Genomic DNA, 18,986 nt, shown 5'->3' with positions numbered 1-18,986 from the left:
CATGCACTCCGACCGTTCCATCCCCTGGGAGCGGCAGTTCGAGGGTCTGGTCCTCGGTGTCCTGCCACAGCACTCCCGCCACGCGCCGCTCGACCCCGGCCTCGACCTGAAGACGGCCGGGCTCGACTCCATGGCCACCGTCGAACTCCTGGTCCGCCTGGAGGAGGCCTACGGCGTGGACTTCCCCGACGCCGCGCTGAGCGGGGAGACCTTCGCCACCCCCGCCGCGCTGTGGCGGGTGCTCACCGCGCAGCGCGCCGCCCCCGCCCCCGCCCCCGCGCCCGCGCCCGGCGAGGAGCCCACATGCGCGTCCTGATGACGACCACGCCCTCGCCGTCCCATCTCGCCCCGATGATCCCGCTCGCCTGGGCGCTGCTGGCCGCGGGCCACGAGGTGCTGGTGATGGGGCAGCCCGACATCCAGAAGACGGCCCACTCGGCCGGGCTGAGCAGCGTCAGCGTCGGCGCCCCGTACTACGGCAACGACTCGGTGCTGCCCTACCTGCCACCGGGCATCCGGCCGCTGCAGGCCCTGGGCCGGAACAACAAGGAGGTCCTGCCCGGCGCCGCCAAGGTGTACGCCACCCACGCCCGTTACCTGGTCCGCGCCTATCTGGACGTGGCCCGCGAGTGGCGGCCCGACCTGGTCGTGGGGGAGCAGTTCGACTACACCTCGCTGATGATCGGCGGCGCCCTGGGCGTACCCGCCGTACACCACCGCTGGGGCGTCGACCCGCTGACCGGCCCGGCCCGGCCGATCGCCGCCATTTTCCTGGACGGGCTGTGCCGCCGGCTCGGCATGGACGGTCTGCCCGAGCCACACGCCATTCTGGACCCCTGCCCGCCCACGCTCCAGGACCCGGACGCCGCCCCCGGCACACCGATCCGGTTCGTGCCGTTCAACGGCGTCGGCACCAGGCCGGCCTGGGTCACCGAGCGGCGGGCCGCCCGGCGCGTATGCGTCACCCTGGGCCGGCAGACCCTGGTGACCAACGGGCTGCCCCTGCTGCGCCATGTGCTCGAGGCGTTCGAGGATGGCACGGACGTCGAGGCCGTGGTGACCGTCGACCCCCGCTTCCGGGACCAGGTGGGCGCGGTGCCCTCCGCCGTACGCGTCGTCGACCCCACCCCGCTGAACCTGTTCCTCCACACCTGTGACGCGGTCGTCCACCACGGCGGCTGCGGCAGCGCGCTGACGGCGACCGCCGCCGGGCTGCCCCAGCTCGTCCTGCCCCAGCTCCTGGACCAGTTCACCGTCGGTGACGCGCTGGCCGCCGCGGGCGCCGGGATCAGTCTGGACACCGCGGCGGCGCAGGACGACCCGGAGCGGGTGCGCGCCGCGGTGACCGCCCTGCTCACGGGCGACGCACACCGCCGGGCCGCCGCCGAACTGGCCGACGAGGTACGGAACATGCCCTCGCCCGCACAGGTCGCCGCGGACCTCGAACAGCTCGTCGCGACGGCCACCGGCCAGGCCCCCGCCCCAGCCCCGGCCCTCGCCGCCGCATCATGAGCACGGAGCCCGCCCCGCCGCCGAAGCCCGGCCCGCCCGCGATGACCGGCCCGCCCGCGATGACCGAGGGGCAGATCCACCTCTTCTCGCTGGGCGCCCTGCTGACCATGCTGCTCTCGCTGCTCGACGAGAACATCGTGGCCACCGCCGCCTGGCCGATCGCCCAGGACCTGGATCCGGCCGGCGGCGTCGGCGCCATCCCGTGGCTGGTCACCGCCTACGCCCTGGCCGCGACCGCGTCCCAGCCGCTGTACGGGAAGCTCAGCGACACGCTCGGCCCCCGGCGGGTCTACCTCTTCTCCGTCCTGGTCTTCCTCCTCGGCTCGGCGCTGTGCGGAACCGCCACCCACATGGGCGAGTTGATCGCCTTCCGCGCCGTTCAGGGCCTGGGCGGCGGCGGGCTGATGAGCCTGACGCTGATCATCCTCGCCACCGTCTACCCGCCCCGGCAGGGCAGCGGCGGCGGTGGCATGGGCATGGGCGGCGGTCTGGTGGCCCTCGGCATCCTCGCCGGTCCGCTGCTCGGGGGCTTTCTGACCCAGCATCTGTCCTGGCGCTGGATCTTCTACGTCAACCTGCCGCTGGGCGCCGTCTCCGTCGCCATCACCCTGGCCACCCTGCGACTGCCGCACCGCACCACCGGCCGCCGTGTGGATGTGACGGGCGCGGCGCTGGTCACGGCGGGCGCCACCGGGCTGCTGCTGGTGGCCGAGTGGGGCGGTGGGCCCTACGCCTGGTCCTCGATGCCGATCCTCGCGCTGGGCGCGGCCAGCATCGCCCTTCTCGTCCTGTTCTGCTGGTGGGAGACGCGGGTGGCGGAACCGATCCTGTCGATGTCGCTCTTCCGTGACCCCGTCTTCCGGATCGCCGCCCCGCTGCAGTTCATCGGCGGCTTCGCGGTACTGGCCTCCCCCCTGTTCATCGTCGCGTATCTGCAGATCGCCCGCGGCGTGCCGGCGGGTGACGCGGGGCTGCGGCTGGCCCCGGTGGCCGCGGGGGTGATGATCGTCATGGGCGTGTCCGGGCTGGTGATCACCCGACTCGGCCGCTACAAGCCGCTGCTCGTCGTGAACACCGGCATCGCGGCGCTCGCCCTGGCCCTGTTCGGCACGGTCGACGCCCACACCTCCGACCTGACGCTCGGACTGCTGCTGGTGCTGCTCGGCATCGGGCTCGGCGGGGTCGTGCAGGTCGTTCTGCAGACCGCCCAGGCGGCCGCGCCCTGCGGCAGCCTCGGCGTCATCACCACCGGCACCCGGTTCTTCCTGATGCTGGGGAAGGCGTGCGGCGCGGCGGTGCTCGGTGCGGTCCTGGAGCACGGCTACTCCGGAAGCCCGGGACCGGCACACACGGTGCACGCCTACGTCCTGGCCACCGACACTGTGTTCCGGTGCGCCGCCGGCGTGATGCTGGCCGGCCTCGTGCTCGCGCTCCTCATCCCGGACGTACGGCTGAGCGCCCCGGATCGTCGGCCCGCCGCCACCCCCACACCCGCCGCCACCCCCACACCCACCTCCACCCCACCCACCTCCACCGCGGACGCCCCGCAACCGTCCACCTGAGGAGAGCAGATGCGCGTCCTGATGATGTCCACCCCCGTGTCCTCCCACTTCGCCCCCCTGGTGCCGTTGGCCTGGGCGCTGCGCAGTGCGGGACACGAGGTGCTGGTGGCCGGGCAGCCGGATGTGATGGGCCCGGCCCGTTCGGCGGGGCTGAGCGCCGTGAGCATCGGCGACTGGTTCCACGTCGACGACCTGCTGCTCGGCGGCCTCCCGGAGGGCAAACGGCTCGTCGAGTCGCTCGGCCGCCCGGCGTCGGAGCAGGTGGCCGGGGCGGCCCGGATGTGGATGGTGCACACCAAGTACCTGCTGCCCGACTACCTCGACTTCGCCCGCGCCTACCGCCCGGACCTGATCGTCTCCGATCTGCTGGAGTACACCGCGCCGATCCTCGGCGGGGTGCTGGGCGTGCCGGTGGCGCACTACCGCTGGGGCGTCGATCCGTACACCCGCCCCGCACGCCCGGCGGCGCGCCTGGCCCTCCAGGGGGTGTGCGAGCGCCTCGGCCTGGACGGGCTGCCCGACCCCACCGTGCTGCTGGACCCCTGCCCGCCAGCGCTCCAGCTCCCCACCGCCGAGCCGGGCACCCCGATCCGGTACGTACCCGCCAACGGCAGCGGTGTCATGCCGGACTGGCTGCGCGACGAGAACATCGCCGGGGCCGGCTCCCGGCCCCGGCGGGTGGCCGTCTCCATGGGGCTGCGCACCCTCATCCTCAACGGCGTCCCGCATCTGCGGCAGGTGCTGCGCGCCTTCGAGGGGCTGCCCGACCTCGAGGCGGTCGCGACCGTCGAGGAGGAATACCGCGAGGAGCTCGGCCCGGTCCCGGACAACGTACGGATCATCGCCCCCACCCCGCTGCACCTGTTCCTGGGCAGTTGTGCGGCGGTGATCCACCACGGCGGGGCGGGCACCGCGCTCACCGCCTCGGCCTTCGGCCTGCCGCAGCTCGTACTGCCGCAGCTGGCCTGCATGTTCGCCACCGGGGACCGGCTGGCGACGGTCGGCGCGGGCATCACCATCGACGACGCGGCCCGCCAGGACGACCCCGAGGTGCTGCGCGAGGCCCTGACCACGCTGCTGTCCGAGCCGGGCTACGCCAAGGCGGCCGGAGAGCTGCGGCAGGACATGGAGCGGATGCCGGTGCCGTCGCGGGTCGTCGCCGATCTGGAGCGGCTGACCGAGTTGCAGCCGGTCTGAGGCAGCGGCGTCCAAACGTGCAAGCCGGGCACACGTATGAGGGCCGGCCCCGCGGGGCCGGCCCTCAGTGGTCGCTGGTCAGGCCGCGCGGCTGGCCGCGCCCTCCATGGACGCCTCCGCGATCACCTCGTAGATCTCCCCCTCCGGTCCCGCACCGGCCCGCGCCGCCTCCGCGTCCCGCAGGCGCATCAGGCTCACATGGCCGCCCTTGCGGCGGTCGGAGGCGATGACCGAGCCGGAGACGAAGCCCTCACGGCGGGACGCGGCGTCGAGCCGTGCCGCCGGCGGGTTCTCGTCGCCCGGCTCATGGGAGGCAACCACGCAGTACTGCCCGACCCCTTCGCCGACCGCCCCCGCCGCATCCGCCTCCGACGCGGGGGCCGAGGCCAGCACCGGACCGTGGTCGTTGACCAGGTCGGCCAGTTCCATCAGCCCGGCGGCGGTGAGCAGGAGGAAGTCCGGGACCATGACGGCGGCCTTGTACGCGGAGTTGTCCCGCCACTCGGTGACGATGACATGCCGGTCGGGATGGTCCGGGGACCTCAGCAGCGAGGTGCGCCAAAAGCCGTGCTGGGTCGTCATGTATTCGCGGTAGCCGTCGAATGCCTCCGCGAAGGCGTCCGTGTCCTCCTTGTGCCTGTCCGTCAGCACAAAGCGGGCGACCACCGTCACAGGGGCGGGGCCGTGCTTCTTCTCCGGCATGACATAACCCTTTCTTCCGAGCCGTCCGAGATTCGGATCGACGGATTGCCGTACGCGATGCGGTGGAGGACCCTGCGGTAGAGCGGCGTATGCCGCAGCACCCGCGCGAACCGGGGGCGCACCCGGGTGGCGAAGGCGCCCTGCGAGAGCATCGCCTTGCTCTGCAGGGCCTGCAGCCGCATGACGGCCGCGATGTCGGGGCTCCGGCGCTCCTCGAAGGCCCCGAGGCGTGCCGCGCTGGTGTCGCCCGCGGCCAGCGCGCCGACCAGGACCGGGTGCAGCACCACCGCGTCCTGGACGGCGAGGTTGATGCCCTGGGCGCCGATCGGGCTGTGGGTGTGGGCGGCGTCGCCGATCAGCACCAGCCCGTCGTCGGCCCAGCGCTCGGCCCGCGAGGAGAAGACGTCCAGCAGGCTGAGGTCGCCCTGCGAGCGGATCTGTTCGCGGATGAGGTGGGCGTACGGCGGCACGGCGCGGCAGAGCTCGTCCCTGACGTGGTCCAGTCCCTGCCCGGCGATGTCGCGGTACCCCTTGTGCGGCAGGGTCCAGCCGACCTGCACGCGGTCGGGCCACGAGGCGTAGACGAGCACGGGGCTGCCGCCGGCGCGGAACACCCGCACATCGCGGAGGAGCGGCTCGACGCCCGCGTTTTGGCTCCGGTTTTCGCTCTCCTTGAGCTTGAACCACAGCACATCGTGGTCGAAGGCCTCCGTGCGCCCCGCCCCGATGCCCGCCAGCCGCCGGATCCGCGAGTAGCGGCCGTCCGCGCCGACGACCACACGGGCCCGTACGGTGCACGGGCCCACCGGCCCGGCGGCGGTGACGCCGGCCACGCGCCCCTCGCGGCGTACCAGGCCGCCGACCCGCCGCCCGTCCAGCCACCGGAAACCGGTGAAGCCCACGCAGTGCTCGAGCAGTTCGTCCAGCACATGCGCCTGCGGGATGCTCAGCAGATGGTCGTACGGAGCGGGCAGCAGCCGGTAGTCGGCCTCCAGCAGCACCCGGTCCCCCTCGATCAGGCGGAACCGGTCGTGCTCGTGTCCGCCGCGCGCCCGGGCCCCGGCCAGCACGCCGAGGTCGTCCAGCAGCGCCATCGCGCCGGGCTGCAAAATCTCGCCGCGGAACTCCCGGTGGTGCGTACGCGAGCGCTCCAGCACCGTCACCCGCACCCCCGAGCGCAGCATCAGCAGCGCCAGGACCAGCCCGGCCGGGCCGCCGCCGACCACGCACACATCGGTGTCGAACTCCTCCTCGGCCACCTGCGCTCCCTTCTGACGTGCCGCGGGTGCGCTCACGCGCGCAGCCCCAGGCCGCCGTCCGCGGTGATCACCTGGCCCTGGATCCAGCCCGCCTCCGCCGTGCACAGCAGGGCCACCACATCGGCGACGTCCCGCGGCGTGGTCAGCCGGCCGCCGGGCGTGCGCGCGGCCAGGGCCGCGGCGGTCGCCGGGTCGGGGGTGTCCGGCCCCTTGTCGAGCTTGGCGGTGGCGACCGCGTTGACCGCGATCCGGCGGCCCGCCAGCTCCACGGCGAGATAGCCCACCAGGCTCTCGAGCGCCGCCTTGGCGATGCCGGGGCCGACATAGCGCGGCACGGCCCGGTGGGCCCCGCTGCTGGACACCGCGACGATCCGCCCGGGCCCGCCCGCCATGAGGTCGGCGATCGCGGAGGCGCCGTGCAGCAGCGGGTCCAGGGCGGCCGAGAGATCGGCCCGTACGTCCTCGGGGCGCGCCCCCACCGCCGGCATCGGGTGCCAGGACGCGACGCTGTGCACGAAGATGTCCAGTCGGCCGTACCGCTCGCGCACCGCGGCCAGCAGCTCGTGCAGCTGCTCGGGGCTGGTCACATCCGCCCGCCGGGCGATCGCGCCGCCCTTGAGGCCCGACAGGTCGCGGAGCGCGCGTTCGGCATCGGCCTCGCTGTGCGCGTAGTCGAGGATCACCTGGGCGCCCGCGGCGGCCAGCTTCCGGGCCACCGCGAACCCGACCCCGCGCGTCGCCCCCGTCACCAGCGCGACCTTCCCCTCAAGACCCAGCGTGGCCGGTTCGGCCGGTTCGGCAGGTTCAGCCGACGCAGCAGGCTCAGCCGCCTCAACCAACACGATCTGCCGCTTTCGGGGCCGCGGCCTGCGCGGCGAGGTGGACGGCGCACTCGGCCGTGCCGAAGGCCGGGGCCTCGGCGCGGGCCGCCCGCCAGGCGTCCGCTTCCGCCCACCAGGTGACGAAGGTGTAGCTGCCGGGCCTCGTCAGCGACCGGCTGAAGTCGGCGTGCAGAAAGCCCGGCCGCGCCGTCAGGAGACGGGCGTACTCCCGGTAGGAGTCGTCGAACGCGTCCAGGCTCGGCCCCTCAACGCCCAGCCGCTCGACGACCACCACCGGCGCGCCCTCCGTGACGTCGCCGCCGGTGCGCAGCACATTGCGGGACGGGTCGGCGTCCACCTCCACCAGTTCGTGGAACTCCTTGGCGTGTGCCTGGAACACCTCGCTGCCCCGCACCCGCTGGAAGGCCTCCGGCGAGCGCCAGCGGCCGAGGTTGACGTACACCCCGGGCCGCTCCACCAGCCGCACCGCCTGGTGCGAGTCGAAGCCCTCCTGGGCGCGCATCCACGCCACATGGTCGAGAAAGCGCCGCTCGAACTCATCGGCTCGGGCGTGATCCTTGAGCGTGAAGGTGTTGATGACGGTGAACAGACCGGTCGGGTGGTCCCATTCGTCGGATGACGACATCGCGGTACGGCCTTCCTGGGTTCGCACAGTGGCATGGTCGGGGGTTCGCGTCTGCAGTCGCGCGATGAGGGCGTCGCGCAGGGCGCGGCGCTGTACCTTCCCGTTCGCGTTGCGCGGGATGGCGTCCACCGCCTCGATATGGTGAAGCCGCTGGTAGTACGGGAGCCGGTCGGCGACATCCGCCGCGATGGCCTCCGGCTCGCGGGCACCCGGCTGGAGCACCACCAGCGCGGCGGCGAGCGCGCCCCGCGCGGCGTCCGGCAGACCGAAGACCACGGCCTCCCGGACCAGTTCGTGGCCGAGCAGCACCTGCTCGATCTCCGTCGGCGCGACGAGGAAGTTGTCGCACTTGAACGTGTCCCCGAGCCGGTCGACCAGGAACAGCCGCCCCTCCCCGTCGATCCGGCCGACGTCGCCGGTGGAGAACCAGCCGCCCTCCTCAAGGCCGGTGCCGTCCGGGCCGCCGAGGTAGCCCTTCATCACCTGTGGGCCGCGCACCTGCACCTCTCCCACCTCGCCGGGCGCGAGCACCGTACGGCGCTCGACGTCCACGGCCCGGCACTCGGTCCCCGCCACCGGGCGGCCCACCGAGCCGGGCACCGGGCGGCCGGGGTCGTCGCTGTGGGTCAGCGGGGAGGTCTCGGCGAGCCCGTACCCCTGGAACACCGGCACCCCGAACCGCTCGGCGAGCCGTGTCGCGTCCCGCACCGGCAGCGCCGACCCGCCGGACGCGATCAGCCGCACGGTCGTCAGCTCTCTCCCGGCCACGCTGCCGGCGGGGTCGGCGGCGAGCCGGGCGAGGCGGACCGGCAGGCTGTAGAAGTGCGTGGCGGAGTGCCGGTTGGCCGCCTCGACCGCGTCGATCGGGTCGGGCGCCGCGCACAACACCTGCGTGGCGCCCGCGAACACCGCCGAGTTGAGGTGCATGGGGTGGTAGGTGGGCAGGTGGTTGAGGGCGATCGAGCCGTGGCCGACGCGGTGTGCCTCGGCGATCTGCGCCGCGTTGACGACGAGGTTGCGATGGGTGAGCCGGACGGCCTTGGGCAGGCCCGTCGTCCCGCTGGTGAACTGGACGCACACCACGTCGTCCGGGCCCACCGCGCCCGGCGGCCCGACGAGCGTCCGATTCTTCATGTTCCCCAGGACATCGTCCAGGCGCGGTACGTCCGGATGGGCCCTCGGCGCGACCGGGCCGATCAGCACCACCTCGCGCAGCGCGCGCAACCGCTCGCGCACCGGGGCGAGCCGCGCGTACAGCCCGGCGTCCACGAACGCCAGCCGCGCCTCGCTCACCGACAGGGTGTGCAGCAGCGCCTCCTCGCGCAGCAGCGGATTGACCACCGCCACCACGTTTCCGCTGCGCGCGGCCGCGTAGTAGGCCACGGCGAAGTCCGGGTGCAGCACGGAGGCGACCGCCACCGACGCCCTCCCCCGCCCCGGCAGCAGCCGGCGGATGGCGTACGCGGCGCGCGACACCCGCAGGTCGAGCCCCGCGAAGTCCAGCGCCGCCGCCCCGCCGTCGGGGGCGGCCCCGCCCCACACCAGCGCGGTCCGCGCGGGATGGGCCCTGGCCGCCTCGGCCGGCAGCCCGTCGAGCCGCTCGGTCCCGCCGACCGCCCGGGCCCTGCCGCCCGCCTCACCCACGAGTGGCCGCCGCCTCCGCGAACGCCCGCGCGTGGCGCAGCGTCGTGGTGCTGTTCGTGCTCAGGGCCCGCTGCACATACGTCCGGGCGTCGGCGACGGTCTTGTCCGGGCCGAGCACCCGCTCCACCGCCGCCGGGTTGAGGATCACGGTGTGCCGGGAGGTGACGGCCACCCCGTCGCCCGCCGGGGTGATCGTCCAGCTCCCGGTGTGCGCGGTCATCAGCGCGGGCACGGCGGTCTGCTTGTAGACGATGCGGTTCGGCCCGAAGCAGACCCGTACGGACTCGGTGGTGTGCACCGAGCCGTCCGCGGTACGAGTGTCCATCGCCATCACCTGGACACGCGGCTCGACCGGGTCCTCCTTGAGGTCGAGCCGGGACACGTGCGGCAGCCGCTCGGGCCACAGATCGGCGCGGTACAGGTAGTCGTAGACCAGCGCGGCGTCACCCGACGTGAACACCGTGTCCTCGAAGGAGAACTCCAACTCCGCGAGCTCGCCGCCGAGTTCGGCCAGCGCCTTGACCGCCGCGAGCTCGGACTCGCTGTTGCGGTCCACCGCCGCGGTGATCCAGCGGACACCCGACGGGTCGTCGTCGACCGCGCGGAAGTCATGGCGCAGCTCCAGCCGGGACACGTTCTCACCGTGGGCGGTGACGATCCACTCGCCACCCATGGCCGCCACCGGTGGCGCGGACACCTCCTGCCGGAAGGTGACGCGCAGTCCGTCCGGGTCCAGCTCGCGGCGCGATGTCCAGTTCTTCACCGCGCCGCCCGCGGCGGCCCAGATCCGGATCCGCTCGCCGCCGGGCGTCCGCTCCAGGTGTTCGACGTGCACATTGGGGGCGAAGCGCTGGGGCCAGTCGGTGACGCCGGCGATGATGCCGTACACGGTGCGGGCCGGTGCCAGCACCGTGATGGCGTGTGTGGTGAGGTATGTCTCGGTGGTGGTCACGGGCACGCGCTCCTCAGTAATTCCCCAGTCCGCCACAGACGTTGAGCGCCTGGGCGGTGATGGACGCGGCGGTGTCGGTGACCAGATAGCCGACCAGCCCCGCCACCTCCTGTGGCGTGGAGTAGCGGCCGAGCGGGATCTTGGCCTGGAAGCGTTCGAGGATGGCCTCCTCGGTGGTGTCGTACACCGCCGCGTACCCCTGGCGGACGCGCTCGGCCATCGGCGTCTCGACATACCCGGGGCAGACCGCGTTGACCGTGATGCCGGTCTTGGCCAGTTCGAGGCCGACCGCCTTGGTGAAGCCGACCACGCCGTGCTTGGAGGCCGAGTACGGGGCGCCGAGCACGACGCCCTGCTTGCCGCCGGTCGACGCGATGTTGACGATCCGGCCCCAGCCGCGCTCCCGCATCCCGCCCTCCGCCAGCACCTCGCGTGTGGTGAGGAAGACGCCGTTGAGGTTGGTGTCGATCACGTCGTACCACAGCTCGTCGGCCAGTCCGACAGTCTCGCCGCCGCCGCTGCGCCCGGCGTTGTTGACCAGGACGTCGATCCGGCCGTACCGCCCGGTCGCGGCCGCCACCAGGTCGCGCACGTCCTTCCGCTCGCTCACGTCGGCGGGGACGCCGTCGGCCTCGTGGCCCGCGGCCCGCAGCTCCTTGACCGTCATCTCCAGGGACTCGGGGGTCCGCGCGCAGATGAAGACCGCGAAGTCCGCCGCCGCCAGGCCCCGCGCCACCGCGAGACCGATTCCGCTCGTGCCCCCCGTGACCAGCGCCACCCGCCGCTCGTCGCTCGCCATGCGCGTCCTCCCCGGGCTCCTTGGTTGCGTTGTCTGCACCGAAGCGTGGCCCTGTGCTCTCGATCCTCGATCGCACGGCGGTCGAGCGGACCGTTCGACCGGCTGTCAAGGGGCGTACGAGGGCCTGCGGCGACGCTGCTGCGCGACACACCGGAAGCGAGCGCACGAGGGAGAGAGGGACCGCCATGACCGTCACGGCACGCCCCGTCACAGGACCGGCCGGCCCGGAAAGCCCCATCGGTCCGGCCGAGCTGTACGCGGAGATCCAGCAGTTCTACGCCCGTCAGATGCAGCTGCTCGACGACGGCGAGGCCGAGGCCTGGGCGGAGACCTTCGCCGAAGACGGCGTGTTCGCCGCCAACGCCCACCCCGAGCCGTTCACCGGCCGGGCGGCCATCGCCGCCGGCGCCCGCCAGGCCACCGACGACTTCGCCGCGCGGGGCGTCCGGCGCCGCCACTGGCTGGGCATGCTCTCGCTCGAACCGAAGGACGAGCACACCGTCTTCGTCCGCTCGTACGCCCAGGTCCTCGAAACCCCGCGCGCCGGGCAGTCCGTCCTGCGGGCGTCCACCACCTGCGCGGACCTTCTGGTACGGCGGGACGGCCGATGGCTGGTGCTCGACCGTCGGGTCCACCGCGACGACCTGGACTGATCACATGCGGGTGCTGTTCGCCACCTGGGCCGAGCCGGGCCATCTGTTCAGCCTGGTGCCGCTGGCCTGGGCCTGCCGGGCCGCCGGGCATGAGGTACGGCTCGCCGCCCCGCCCTCGTGCATGGCGTCGGCGGCGCGCGCCGGGCTGACCGGGGTGCCCGTCGGCCGGGACGTGGCCGTGGAGCAGATCAGGAGCCGCGCGGACCTCGCGCCCTGGCGCAGCCCCGGCCGCTGGCCCGAGGGCTGGGCATCGCGGCCCGCGCTGCTGGACGACGCACAGCACACGGTGCTCCGCGCGCTGGCCGACAAGCAGTTCGGCGTCGCGGACGCGATGGCCGGGGACCTCCTCGCCTTCGCCCGCCACTGGCGCCCCGATGTGGTCGTGCACGACGCGCTGTGCTTCGCGGGCACGGTGGCCGCCGCCGCGCTCGGCGTCCCCGCGTACGGGCACGGCTGGGGCACGGCCACCATCATGCGCGTGGAGAACCACGAGCTGGGCGCCCGCCCGCTGCCGGGCCACTCACGCCTCTTCGAGCGCCATGGGGTGCCCCCGCGCTCCGGTCCCACCGCCTGGTTCGACCCCTTCCCGCCCGCGCTGCGGCTCCCCGACCCGGCACCGCGCACCCGGATCGATGTGCGCTACGTCCCGTACAACGGCCCGGGGGACGTGGAACGCTGGGTGCTGGAGGAGCGCGCCCGGCCACGGGTGTGCATCACGGCCGGGGTCTCCGGACACAAGGTCCGCCCCGGCGCCCTGCCCCCCTTGCTGACCCGGACCGCGAGCGCCCTGGCCGGCCGGGGCCTGGAGGTGGTGCTGGCGATCAGCGCCGACCAGGCGCGGAAGCTGACCGCGGCCCCGGCGAAGGCACGGGTCGCCGTGGGCCTCCCCATGTCCGAGCTGTTGCCCACCTGTGCGGCCGTGGTCCACCACGGTGGCTCGGGTACCGGCCTCACGGCGGCCGCGGCCGGAACCCCGCAACTGGTGCTGAACCAGGTCCCGGTCACCGCCGAGATCGGCGAACGCCTCCACCGCCACGGCGCCGGACTCATCCTGCCGCCCGAGCGACAGTCCGACCCCGTCGCCGTCAGCGAAGCGGTCGAGGCCCTGGTGGACGACCCCCGCCACGCCCGGGCCGCCGCCCGCCTCCGTACGGACATGCTGCGCATGCCAAGCCCCGCCGACCGCGTCACCGCCCTGGAAGAGGCCGCCGTCTAGACCCTGGAGCCCTCAGCCACGCGGGAGGATGTGGATGTCAAGACCGCTCGCCCCGGGCGCCTCCACCCCCGGCAGCAGGCGCATGTCGCGGCCGTAGTCGCCGCCGGTGAGCGTCCGGAACGGGACCGGCTCGTCCGTGAAGAGCCGGTCCAGCCGCCGGCCGTACTCCCGCTTCACCGCCTCGAACCGGTCCTCCGGCACATCGAGCGAGTCGTACAGCGCGAACGGTTCGAGCGGCGCCATGCCGGTGAACCAGAACAGGCCGTGCTGGAGCGGGAAGAGCACATCCGACAGCTGCCCGTGGATGCCCCGGTCGGCGAACGCCGACTCCCGGGCGCCGACCGTCACCGACAGCAACGCCCGCCGCCCCGCCAGGGCGCCCTCGCTGTACGGCGGGGGAACGGCCGGGCCGTGGGCGAACTCGAAGGTGAACACCCGGTCGATCCAGCCCTTCAGGGTCGCGGGCACCGAGAACCACCACATCGGGAACTGCAGGATCACCGCGTCCGACCAGCGCACCTTCTCCTGCTCCGCCGCGATGTCCGGCGACAGCCGCCCCGCCAGCGTGGCCTGGCCCGACACCGACAGCACATCCAGCCGCCGGTCCGCGGTGTGGTCGGGGAAGTCGTCGGCGTCCACAGCCGCCTTCCACTTCATCGCGTAGAGGTCGGACATCCGCACCTCATGCCCCGCCGCGCGCAGCTCCTCGGCCGCGAAGGAGGTCAGGGAGGCGTTGAGCGAACGGGGCTCCGGGTGGGCGCTGACGATCAGAATCTTCTTCCGCAACTGCGGCGTGGCTTCGGTCATGCGCACCACGCTCTCCCGGGCGCGGCACGGTAGCCAGAACCCTGTGTGACCGGCGGAACGGCAATCCTGGTATCACGAGGGCCACCCATACTGGAACGCATGGACAGCAACGGCATCAGCCTCGCAGACGGGATCGACAGGCTCGACGGGATCGGGGACTCCCGGCGGGCGCTCGGCGGCTTTCTGCGCGCCCGCCGGGGGCGCGTCGCACCGGAGCACGTCGGAATCGCCGGTGGCGGGCGGCGACGGGTGCATGGGCTGCGTCGCGAGGAACTGGCCCAGCTCGCCGGGATCAGCGTGGACTACTACGTCCGCCTCGAACAGGGCCGCGCCACCCAGCCCTCCCCCGAGGTGCTCGACGCGCTCGCGAAGGCCCTCGGCCTCGACGCGGCGGAGCGCAAGCACCTCGCCACCCTGGTCGGCGCGCGGGGCGGGCCCCCGCCCGAGGCCCGTGTCAGCCCCCTGCTGCGGCAGGTCCTCGACGGCATGGCCCACGTTCCGGCCTTCGTGACGAACCACCGCCTCGACGTGCTCGCCTGGAACGAGCTGGGTGGCGAGCTGATCGGCGGCCTGGCCGACCCGGGCCGCCGCGACCGGAACCAGGCCAGGTACTTCTTCCTCGACCCCGCGTCCCGGACCGTCTTCCCCGAATGGGCGGACCGGGCGGCGGAGAGCGTGGGCCAGCTGCGGGTCTCCGCCGGCCGTTACCCCGACGACGCGGAACTGGCCACGCTCATCACCGACCTGTCCACGCACAGCGCCGACTTCCGGCGCGTCTGGGCCACCGGCGAGGTCGTGATGTGCGGGGCGGGGCGCAAGCGGCTGCGGCACCCCTCGGCCGGGCTGCTCACCCTGGACTACGAGACCTTGCACGTGCCCGCCACACCCGGCGAGACGGGCCTGATCGTGCATGTCTTCGGCGCCGAGGAAGGCAGCCGGGAGGCCGCCGCCCTCGCCCGGCTGGCCATGGCCCTGCGTGAGGTGCCCGTGACCGCTTAGGTCCCGCCCTCAGGCCGCGCGCCGGTGCCGTGCGCCCTCAGGCCGCGCGCGAACCGGCGACCCGCGAGGGGGCGACGGGCGACGCGGCCAGCTCCTCCAGCTCGGCGACCACCTCGGCAGGGGCCGGCATGGCGGCCATCTCGTCGCGTACCCGGCCCGCCGCCGCCCGGTAGGACCGGTCGTCCAGCAGCTCGCGGAGCGCCGTACGGATCACCTCGGGATCCCGCTGCTCACCCGGGTCGAGCGACCGACCGGCGCCGCAGGCCGCGATCTGTTCGGCGTAGACGCCGAGGCTGGGCAGCGGTGGGGCCAGGACGAGCTGGGGCAGGCCGTGGTGCAGAGCCGTCAGCCCGCTGCCGGACCCGCCGTGGTGGACCAGGGCCGTACAGCGCCTCAGGAGCTGCGACAGCGGGGCGGGCTCGATCACCCGTACGTTGCCGGGCAGCGGTCCCAGCTCCTCGGCGCGCGCCCGGGACAACGTGAACACGCCCCGTACCCCTTCCAGCCCCTCGAACGCCCGGGCCGTCGCCGCCAGGGTGGCCATTCCCGACCCCTCGATCGTCTGAGGGCTGAACGACACACATATGGTCCGCTGCTCCGGCGAGCGCAGCGGACCCCAGGCCGGGTAGCTGCCCGGGCCGTTGTACGGCACGAACCGCACCGGCCTGGCCGGGGCCGCCCGGGGGTGGCGCAGCAGCGGCGGACAGGGGTCGAGCAGCAGATCGGGGTCGGGCAGCAGCCCTCCGGGGGTCCCCGCCCGCTCGCACACGGACCGCAGCGCGGCACGGGCGGGGCCGCGGGCCAGGGTGGTCAGGATGTCGGTGCCCCAGCGGTGGACCACCGACGGAACCCCCAGGGCGCCGGCGACGATCGGCCCGCAGAACTCGACCGGGTCGGACAGCACGAGGTGGGGGCGCCATTCACGGGCGAACCTCAGATATCCGTCGAGCACCCGGCCGACCCGGACCCGCCAGCGGACCGCGAGCGCCTCCCAGTCGGGTTCCCACACCGCGGCGGGCGCCCCGTCCGTGGGCCGGGCCGGAGCCGGGGGCGGGGCGTCGGCGGGCAGCGGCTCGGTCTCGACGGCGAGGGTGTGCAGGCCGGCGGAGCGCGCCGCCTCCACGGCCCCGGGCTCCCCGGCGCACATCACCTCATGGCCGGCGCCCGCGAGCGCCCAGGCCAGGGGGACGAGCGGCTGCAGATGGCTGCTGACCGGGGTGACGACGATGAGTACGCGCACGACAGTGCCCCCCTATGCCTGGGCGGGGCGGGTGCGCGCCTCGGTCAGGCCCGCGTTGACGTACTGCAGCAGCAGCCGGGGCGTGGACGCTTCGGCGACCGTGTCGTCGGCCAGCAGGACGCCGTATTCGCGCTCGATGCGGCCCACCGTCTGCAGGACCGCCAGGGAGTCGTAGTTGAGGTCGGTGAAGGGGGTGTCGAGCACATCTCCGTCGAGGTCGACGGTCTCGTCCTCGCCGGCGCACTCGCGCAGGAGGGTGGTCAGCTCGGACAGCGTCATCTGGGTCATCTGTGTCATCGCGTGGTGCCTCTCTTCGGGCCGGATCAGTGGGGCTGCGAGCGGTGCGCTGCGATCAGTGGGGCCGGACCCCGACGACCACGGCCGCGGCGTTGAAGCCGCCGCGGCCGCGGGCCAGCACCAGGGCGGCGCGTACGGGGCGGGGGCGCGGCTCCGCGGTCACCAGGTCGAGCTCGAGCCCCTCGGCGAGCCGGGTGACGTTCACGGTCGGCGGGATGAGCGCGTCGCGGATGGTGAGCAGGGCGGCGGCGAGGTCGAGGGCGGCCCCTCCCGCGTACAGCCGCCCCGTCATGGTCTTGGGCGCGGTGACCGGCACCCGCCGGGGCCCGAAGACGGCGGTGATGGTCTCCGCCTCGGCCCGGTCGAGGTGGGGTACGCCGGAGGCGTCGGCGAAGACGACGTCGATGTCGTGGGGGGCGAGGTGAGCGTCGGCGAGGGCGAGTTCGACGGCGCGGCGCAGGCCGGGGACGCCGCTGATGTGCTCGTGTCCGGGCTTCGCGTCGAAGGTGGCGGCGTAGCCGGCCAGTTCGCCGTACACGCGGGCGCCGCGGGCGCGGGCCGCAGCGGCCTCCTCCAGGACCAGGATCGCCCCGCCCTCGCCCGGCACATAGCCCCGGGCGGCGGCGTCGAAGGGCACATAGGCGCGCGCGGGGTCGTCAGCGAGGCTGAGCCGGCCCCCCGCGAGCTGCGCCGTCCAGCCCCATGGGCAGATCGCCCCGTCCACCCCGCCGGTGACGATGAGCCGGCTGCCGCCGCGGAGCCGTCGGCGGGCCTGGGCCACCGCGTCGAGGCCGCCGGCCTGCTCGGTGACGAGGACGCCGCTGGGCCCGCGCAGCCCGTGCCGGATGGAGATCTGGCCCGTGTTGACGGCGTAGAACCAGGCGAAGGACTGATACGCGCTGACGTACTGCCCGCCCTTGCTCCACAGCGCCTCCAGCTCGCGCTGGCCGAACTCGAAGCCGCCGGCCGAGCCGGCGGTGACGACCCCGGCGGCGTACTCGGGGAGCTGGGCGGGGTCGGTGTCCGCGTCGTCGAACGCCTCCTGGGCGGCGGCCAGGGCGAGGCGGGTCATGTGGTCGGTCTGCGGGAGCAGGCGGTTCGGGATGTGTTCGGCGGCGTCGAAGCCGGGCACCTCGCCCGCGAGCCGGGCCGGGTAGCCGGAGGCGTCGAAGCGGCTGATGGGGCGGATGCCGCTCTCCCCGTTCAGCGTGGCCTTCCACCACATTGGGGTCGACAGGCCGTTGGGCGCGGCCACGCCGATGCCGGTGAACACGGCCGCGGCGCTCACCACGCACCCCTCTCCGACCCATCGCCTTCCGCCCGGCCCCCGTCCGCCCGGGCCAGCACCATCGCGCTCTGGAAACCACCGAACCCGCTCCCCACGCTCAGCACCGTGTCGACGCGCTGCTCGCGGGCGACCAGCGGGGTGTAGTCGAGGTCGCACTCGGGGTCGGGCTCGTGGAGGTTGGCGGTGGGCGGTACGACATCGTGCTCGATGGCCAGGGCGCTGGCGGCGATCTCCAGGGAGCCGATGGCGCCCAGCGAGTGGCCGACCATCGACTTGATCGAGCTGATGGGCGTGGCCCGGGCGTGCTCGCCGAGGGCGCGTTTGAAGGCGGCGGTCTCGTGGCGGTCGTTCTGCTTGGTGCCGGAGCCGTGGGCGTTGATGTAGTCGACGGCCGTCACCGGTACCCGGGCCTCGTCGAGGGCGACCCGGATGGCCTCGGCCATCTCCCGGCCGTCGGGGCGCAGCCCGGTCATGTGGTACGCGTTGCAGCGTGACGCGAAGCCGACGATCTCCGCGTAGACATGGGCGCCTCGGCGGCGCGCCAGGGACAGCTCTTCGAGGACGAAGAGCGCCGAACCCTCGCCCAGGACAAAGCCGTTGCGGGTGCGGTCGAAGGGGCGCGAGGCGTGTTCGGGGTCGTCGTTGCGCGGCGAGGTGGCTTTGATGGCGTCGAAGCAGGCGACGGTGATCGGGGAGATGGGCGCGTCGGTGGCGCCCGCGACCATGATGTCGGCGCTGCCTTCCCGGATGAGTTCGACGGCGTGGCCGACCGCGTCCAGGCCCGAGGTGCAGCCGGTGGACACCACGGACGCCGGTCCCTGGGCGCCCACGGCCCAGGCGACCTCGGCGGCGAAGGAGCTGGGCACGAAGTGGTCGAAGAGGTGCGGCACCGCGTAGGTGTAGTCGACGAGCCACTTCGCGCCGCCGTCGCTGACCACCCGGTACTCGGTGTCCAGGCTGGTGGTGGCACCGACCGCGCTGCCGACGGTGACGCCCACGCGGTACGGGTCGAGCCCGGCGGTGCCCAGCGCCCCGGCCGCCTCGAGCCCGCTGTCGGACACCGCCTCCCGGGCCGCGACCACCGCGAACTGCGCGGCGCGGTCCATCCGGCGTACCTCTTGCGGGGTCAGGCCCTCGTGGTGCGGGTCGAAGTCGGCCTCGGCGGCGATCCGGGAGCGGAAGCGGGTGGCGTCGAAGAGGGAGATGGCGCGGGTGGCGGTGCGGCCCTCGGTCAGCAGCGACCAGAACTCCTTGGCCCCCACGCCGCCCGGGGCCACCACGCCTATGCCGGTGATCGCCACCCGACGCCTCCCCCGTCGATCGATAACGCGCTGATGCATCACGTCGGTTCGACCTTCCTGCTCGGTGCCCGCCTGTGGGACTCGGCTGCGA

The 18,986-nt window shown here is 73.8% G+C and carries 18 protein-coding genes; 7 read left to right on the top strand and 11 right to left on the bottom strand.

Going from position 1 to position 18,986, the window contains the following annotated elements; genetic code table 11:
- Nucleotide 1: 1 nt before the first annotated feature.
- Genes PV419_RS30005 through PV419_RS29990 form a run of 4 tightly spaced genes read left to right on the top strand, consistent with a single transcriptional unit; the run spans nucleotide 2 to nucleotide 4,271 of the window.
- Nucleotides 2-316 carry a phosphopantetheine-binding protein gene (locus tag PV419_RS30005; RefSeq protein ID WP_319694297.1) on the top strand — a complete coding sequence of 105 codons (315 nt, stop codon included), beginning with the start codon at nucleotides 2-4 and terminating at the stop codon, nucleotides 314-316.
- Complete coding sequence (locus tag PV419_RS30000; protein ID WP_319694296.1) at nucleotides 304-1,512, top strand: nucleotide disphospho-sugar-binding domain-containing protein; 1,209 nt, start codon at nucleotides 304-306, stop codon at nucleotides 1,510-1,512. Before PV419_RS30005 ends, PV419_RS30000 begins: the two co-directional genes overlap by 13 nt.
- Complete coding sequence (locus PV419_RS29995) at nucleotides 1,509-3,074, top strand: MFS transporter (RefSeq protein WP_319694294.1); 1,566 nt, start codon at nucleotides 1,509-1,511, stop codon at nucleotides 3,072-3,074. Before PV419_RS30000 ends, PV419_RS29995 begins: the two co-directional genes overlap by 4 nt.
- A gap of 9 nt (nucleotides 3,075-3,083) precedes the next feature.
- Nucleotides 3,084-4,271, top strand: a complete 1,188-nt coding sequence (locus PV419_RS29990) for a nucleotide disphospho-sugar-binding domain-containing protein (protein WP_319694292.1) — start codon at nucleotides 3,084-3,086, stop codon at nucleotides 4,269-4,271.
- Between the two features lie 78 nt (nucleotides 4,272-4,349).
- Here PV419_RS29990 and PV419_RS29985 read toward each other — a convergent pair whose 3' ends face one another.
- The 6 genes from PV419_RS29985 to PV419_RS29960 form a co-directional block, all read right to left on the bottom strand.
- Nucleotides 4,350-4,973, bottom strand: coding sequence for an antibiotic biosynthesis monooxygenase family protein (locus tag PV419_RS29985; RefSeq protein WP_319694290.1), 624 nt, complete (start codon nucleotides 4,971-4,973; stop codon nucleotides 4,350-4,352).
- The gene (locus PV419_RS29980) at nucleotides 4,940-6,232 is read right to left on the bottom strand and encodes an FAD-dependent monooxygenase (protein WP_319694288.1); all 1,293 of its coding nucleotides are present in this window, start codon (nucleotides 6,230-6,232) and stop codon (nucleotides 4,940-4,942) included. The genes PV419_RS29985 and PV419_RS29980 overlap by 34 nt, the downstream gene beginning before the upstream one ends.
- Nucleotides 6,233-6,264: 32 nt before the next feature.
- Complete coding sequence (locus PV419_RS29975; protein WP_319694286.1) at nucleotides 6,265-6,981, bottom strand: SDR family oxidoreductase; 717 nt, start codon at nucleotides 6,979-6,981, stop codon at nucleotides 6,265-6,267.
- Nucleotides 6,982-7,063: 82 nt separating this feature from the next.
- Nucleotides 7,064-9,343, bottom strand: coding sequence for an AMP-binding protein (locus PV419_RS29970; protein ID WP_319694284.1), 2,280 nt, complete (start codon nucleotides 9,341-9,343; stop codon nucleotides 7,064-7,066).
- Nucleotides 9,336-10,295, bottom strand: a complete 960-nt coding sequence (locus PV419_RS29965) for an aromatase/cyclase (RefSeq protein ID WP_319694283.1) — start codon at nucleotides 10,293-10,295, stop codon at nucleotides 9,336-9,338. The genes PV419_RS29970 and PV419_RS29965 overlap by 8 nt, the downstream gene beginning before the upstream one ends.
- A gap of 13 nt (nucleotides 10,296-10,308) precedes the next feature.
- On the bottom strand, nucleotides 10,309-11,094 hold the full coding sequence (locus PV419_RS29960) for an SDR family NAD(P)-dependent oxidoreductase (protein WP_319694281.1): 786 nt from the start codon (nucleotides 11,092-11,094) through the stop codon (nucleotides 10,309-10,311).
- A gap of 185 nt (nucleotides 11,095-11,279) precedes the next feature.
- Between PV419_RS29960 and PV419_RS29955 the strand changes: the two genes are divergently transcribed.
- Together PV419_RS29955 and PV419_RS29950 are read left to right on the top strand one after the other, a co-directional pair.
- Nucleotides 11,280-11,747 carry a nuclear transport factor 2 family protein gene (locus tag PV419_RS29955; protein ID WP_319694280.1) on the top strand — a complete coding sequence of 156 codons (468 nt, stop codon included), beginning with the start codon at nucleotides 11,280-11,282 and terminating at the stop codon, nucleotides 11,745-11,747.
- Between the two features lie 4 nt (nucleotides 11,748-11,751).
- Entirely contained in the window at nucleotides 11,752-12,963 is a 1,212-nt protein-coding gene (locus PV419_RS29950) for a nucleotide disphospho-sugar-binding domain-containing protein (protein WP_319694278.1), read from the top strand.
- A 12-nt stretch (nucleotides 12,964-12,975) separates the two neighbouring features.
- Here the strand turns inward: PV419_RS29950 and PV419_RS29945 are convergent, their stop codons facing one another.
- Nucleotides 12,976-13,770: an NAD(P)H-dependent oxidoreductase gene (locus PV419_RS29945; protein ID WP_319694277.1), complete on the bottom strand. Its 795-nt coding sequence runs from the start codon at nucleotides 13,768-13,770 to the stop codon at nucleotides 12,976-12,978.
- A gap of 99 nt (nucleotides 13,771-13,869) precedes the next feature.
- Between PV419_RS29945 and PV419_RS29940 the strand changes: the two genes are divergently transcribed.
- A complete protein-coding gene (locus PV419_RS29940) occupies nucleotides 13,870-14,769 on the top strand; it encodes a helix-turn-helix transcriptional regulator (RefSeq protein ID WP_319694275.1) in 900 nt (299 codons plus the stop codon).
- Nucleotides 14,770-14,806: 37 nt separating this feature from the next.
- Here the strand turns inward: PV419_RS29940 and PV419_RS29935 are convergent, their stop codons facing one another.
- The 4 genes from PV419_RS29935 to PV419_RS29920 are packed head-to-tail and all read right to left on the bottom strand — an operon-like array spanning nucleotide 14,807 to nucleotide 18,934.
- Nucleotides 14,807-16,009: a nucleotide disphospho-sugar-binding domain-containing protein gene (locus tag PV419_RS29935; RefSeq protein WP_319694273.1), complete on the bottom strand. Its 1,203-nt coding sequence runs from the start codon at nucleotides 16,007-16,009 to the stop codon at nucleotides 14,807-14,809.
- A gap of 12 nt (nucleotides 16,010-16,021) precedes the next feature.
- Nucleotides 16,022-16,306, bottom strand: a complete 285-nt coding sequence (locus PV419_RS29930; RefSeq protein WP_319694271.1) for an acyl carrier protein — start codon at nucleotides 16,304-16,306, stop codon at nucleotides 16,022-16,024.
- Between the two features lie 55 nt (nucleotides 16,307-16,361).
- Complete coding sequence (locus tag PV419_RS29925) at nucleotides 16,362-17,594, bottom strand: ketosynthase chain-length factor (protein ID WP_319694269.1); 1,233 nt, start codon at nucleotides 17,592-17,594, stop codon at nucleotides 16,362-16,364.
- Entirely contained in the window at nucleotides 17,591-18,934 is a 1,344-nt protein-coding gene (locus PV419_RS29920) for a beta-ketoacyl-[acyl-carrier-protein] synthase family protein (RefSeq protein WP_319694267.1), read from the bottom strand. The genes PV419_RS29925 and PV419_RS29920 overlap by 4 nt, the downstream gene beginning before the upstream one ends.
- Nucleotides 18,935-18,986: the final 52 nt, after the last annotated feature.

The organism is Streptomyces sp. ME19-01-6, from assembly GCF_033793745.1.
Classification (GTDB): Bacteria; Actinomycetota; Actinomycetes; order Streptomycetales; family Streptomycetaceae; genus Streptomyces.
The sequence above is the reverse complement of the archived record's forward strand: the minus strand, read 5'-3'. Positions and strand labels throughout refer to the sequence as shown.

Excerpts from the sequence above, each read along its gene's own strand:
- PV419_RS30005 (WP_319694297.1), top strand. The coding sequence starts at position 2 with ATGCACTCCGACCGTTCCATCCCCTGGGAGCGGCAGTTCGAGGGTCTG.
- PV419_RS30000 (WP_319694296.1), top strand. The coding sequence starts at position 304 with ATGCGCGTCCTGATGACGACCACGCCCTCGCCGTCCCATCTCGCCCCG.
- PV419_RS29995 (WP_319694294.1), top strand. The coding sequence starts at position 1,509 with ATGAGCACGGAGCCCGCCCCGCCGCCGAAGCCCGGCCCGCCCGCGATG.
- PV419_RS29990 (WP_319694292.1), top strand. The coding sequence starts at position 3,084 with ATGCGCGTCCTGATGATGTCCACCCCCGTGTCCTCCCACTTCGCCCCC.
- PV419_RS29985 (WP_319694290.1), bottom strand. The coding sequence starts at position 4,973 with ATGCCGGAGAAGAAGCACGGCCCCGCCCCTGTGACGGTGGTCGCCCGC.
- PV419_RS29960 (WP_319694281.1), bottom strand. The coding sequence starts at position 11,094 with ATGGCGAGCGACGAGCGGCGGGTGGCGCTGGTCACGGGGGGCACGAGC.
- PV419_RS29955 (WP_319694280.1), top strand. The coding sequence starts at position 11,280 with ATGACCGTCACGGCACGCCCCGTCACAGGACCGGCCGGCCCGGAAAGC.
- PV419_RS29950 (WP_319694278.1), top strand. The coding sequence starts at position 11,752 with ATGCGGGTGCTGTTCGCCACCTGGGCCGAGCCGGGCCATCTGTTCAGC.
- PV419_RS29945 (WP_319694277.1), bottom strand. The coding sequence starts at position 13,770 with ATGACCGAAGCCACGCCGCAGTTGCGGAAGAAGATTCTGATCGTCAGC.
- PV419_RS29940 (WP_319694275.1), top strand. The coding sequence starts at position 13,870 with ATGGACAGCAACGGCATCAGCCTCGCAGACGGGATCGACAGGCTCGAC.
- PV419_RS29930 (WP_319694271.1), bottom strand. The coding sequence starts at position 16,306 with ATGACACAGATGACCCAGATGACGCTGTCCGAGCTGACCACCCTCCTG.
- PV419_RS29920 (WP_319694267.1), bottom strand. The coding sequence starts at position 18,934 with ATGCATCAGCGCGTTATCGATCGACGGGGGAGGCGTCGGGTGGCGATC.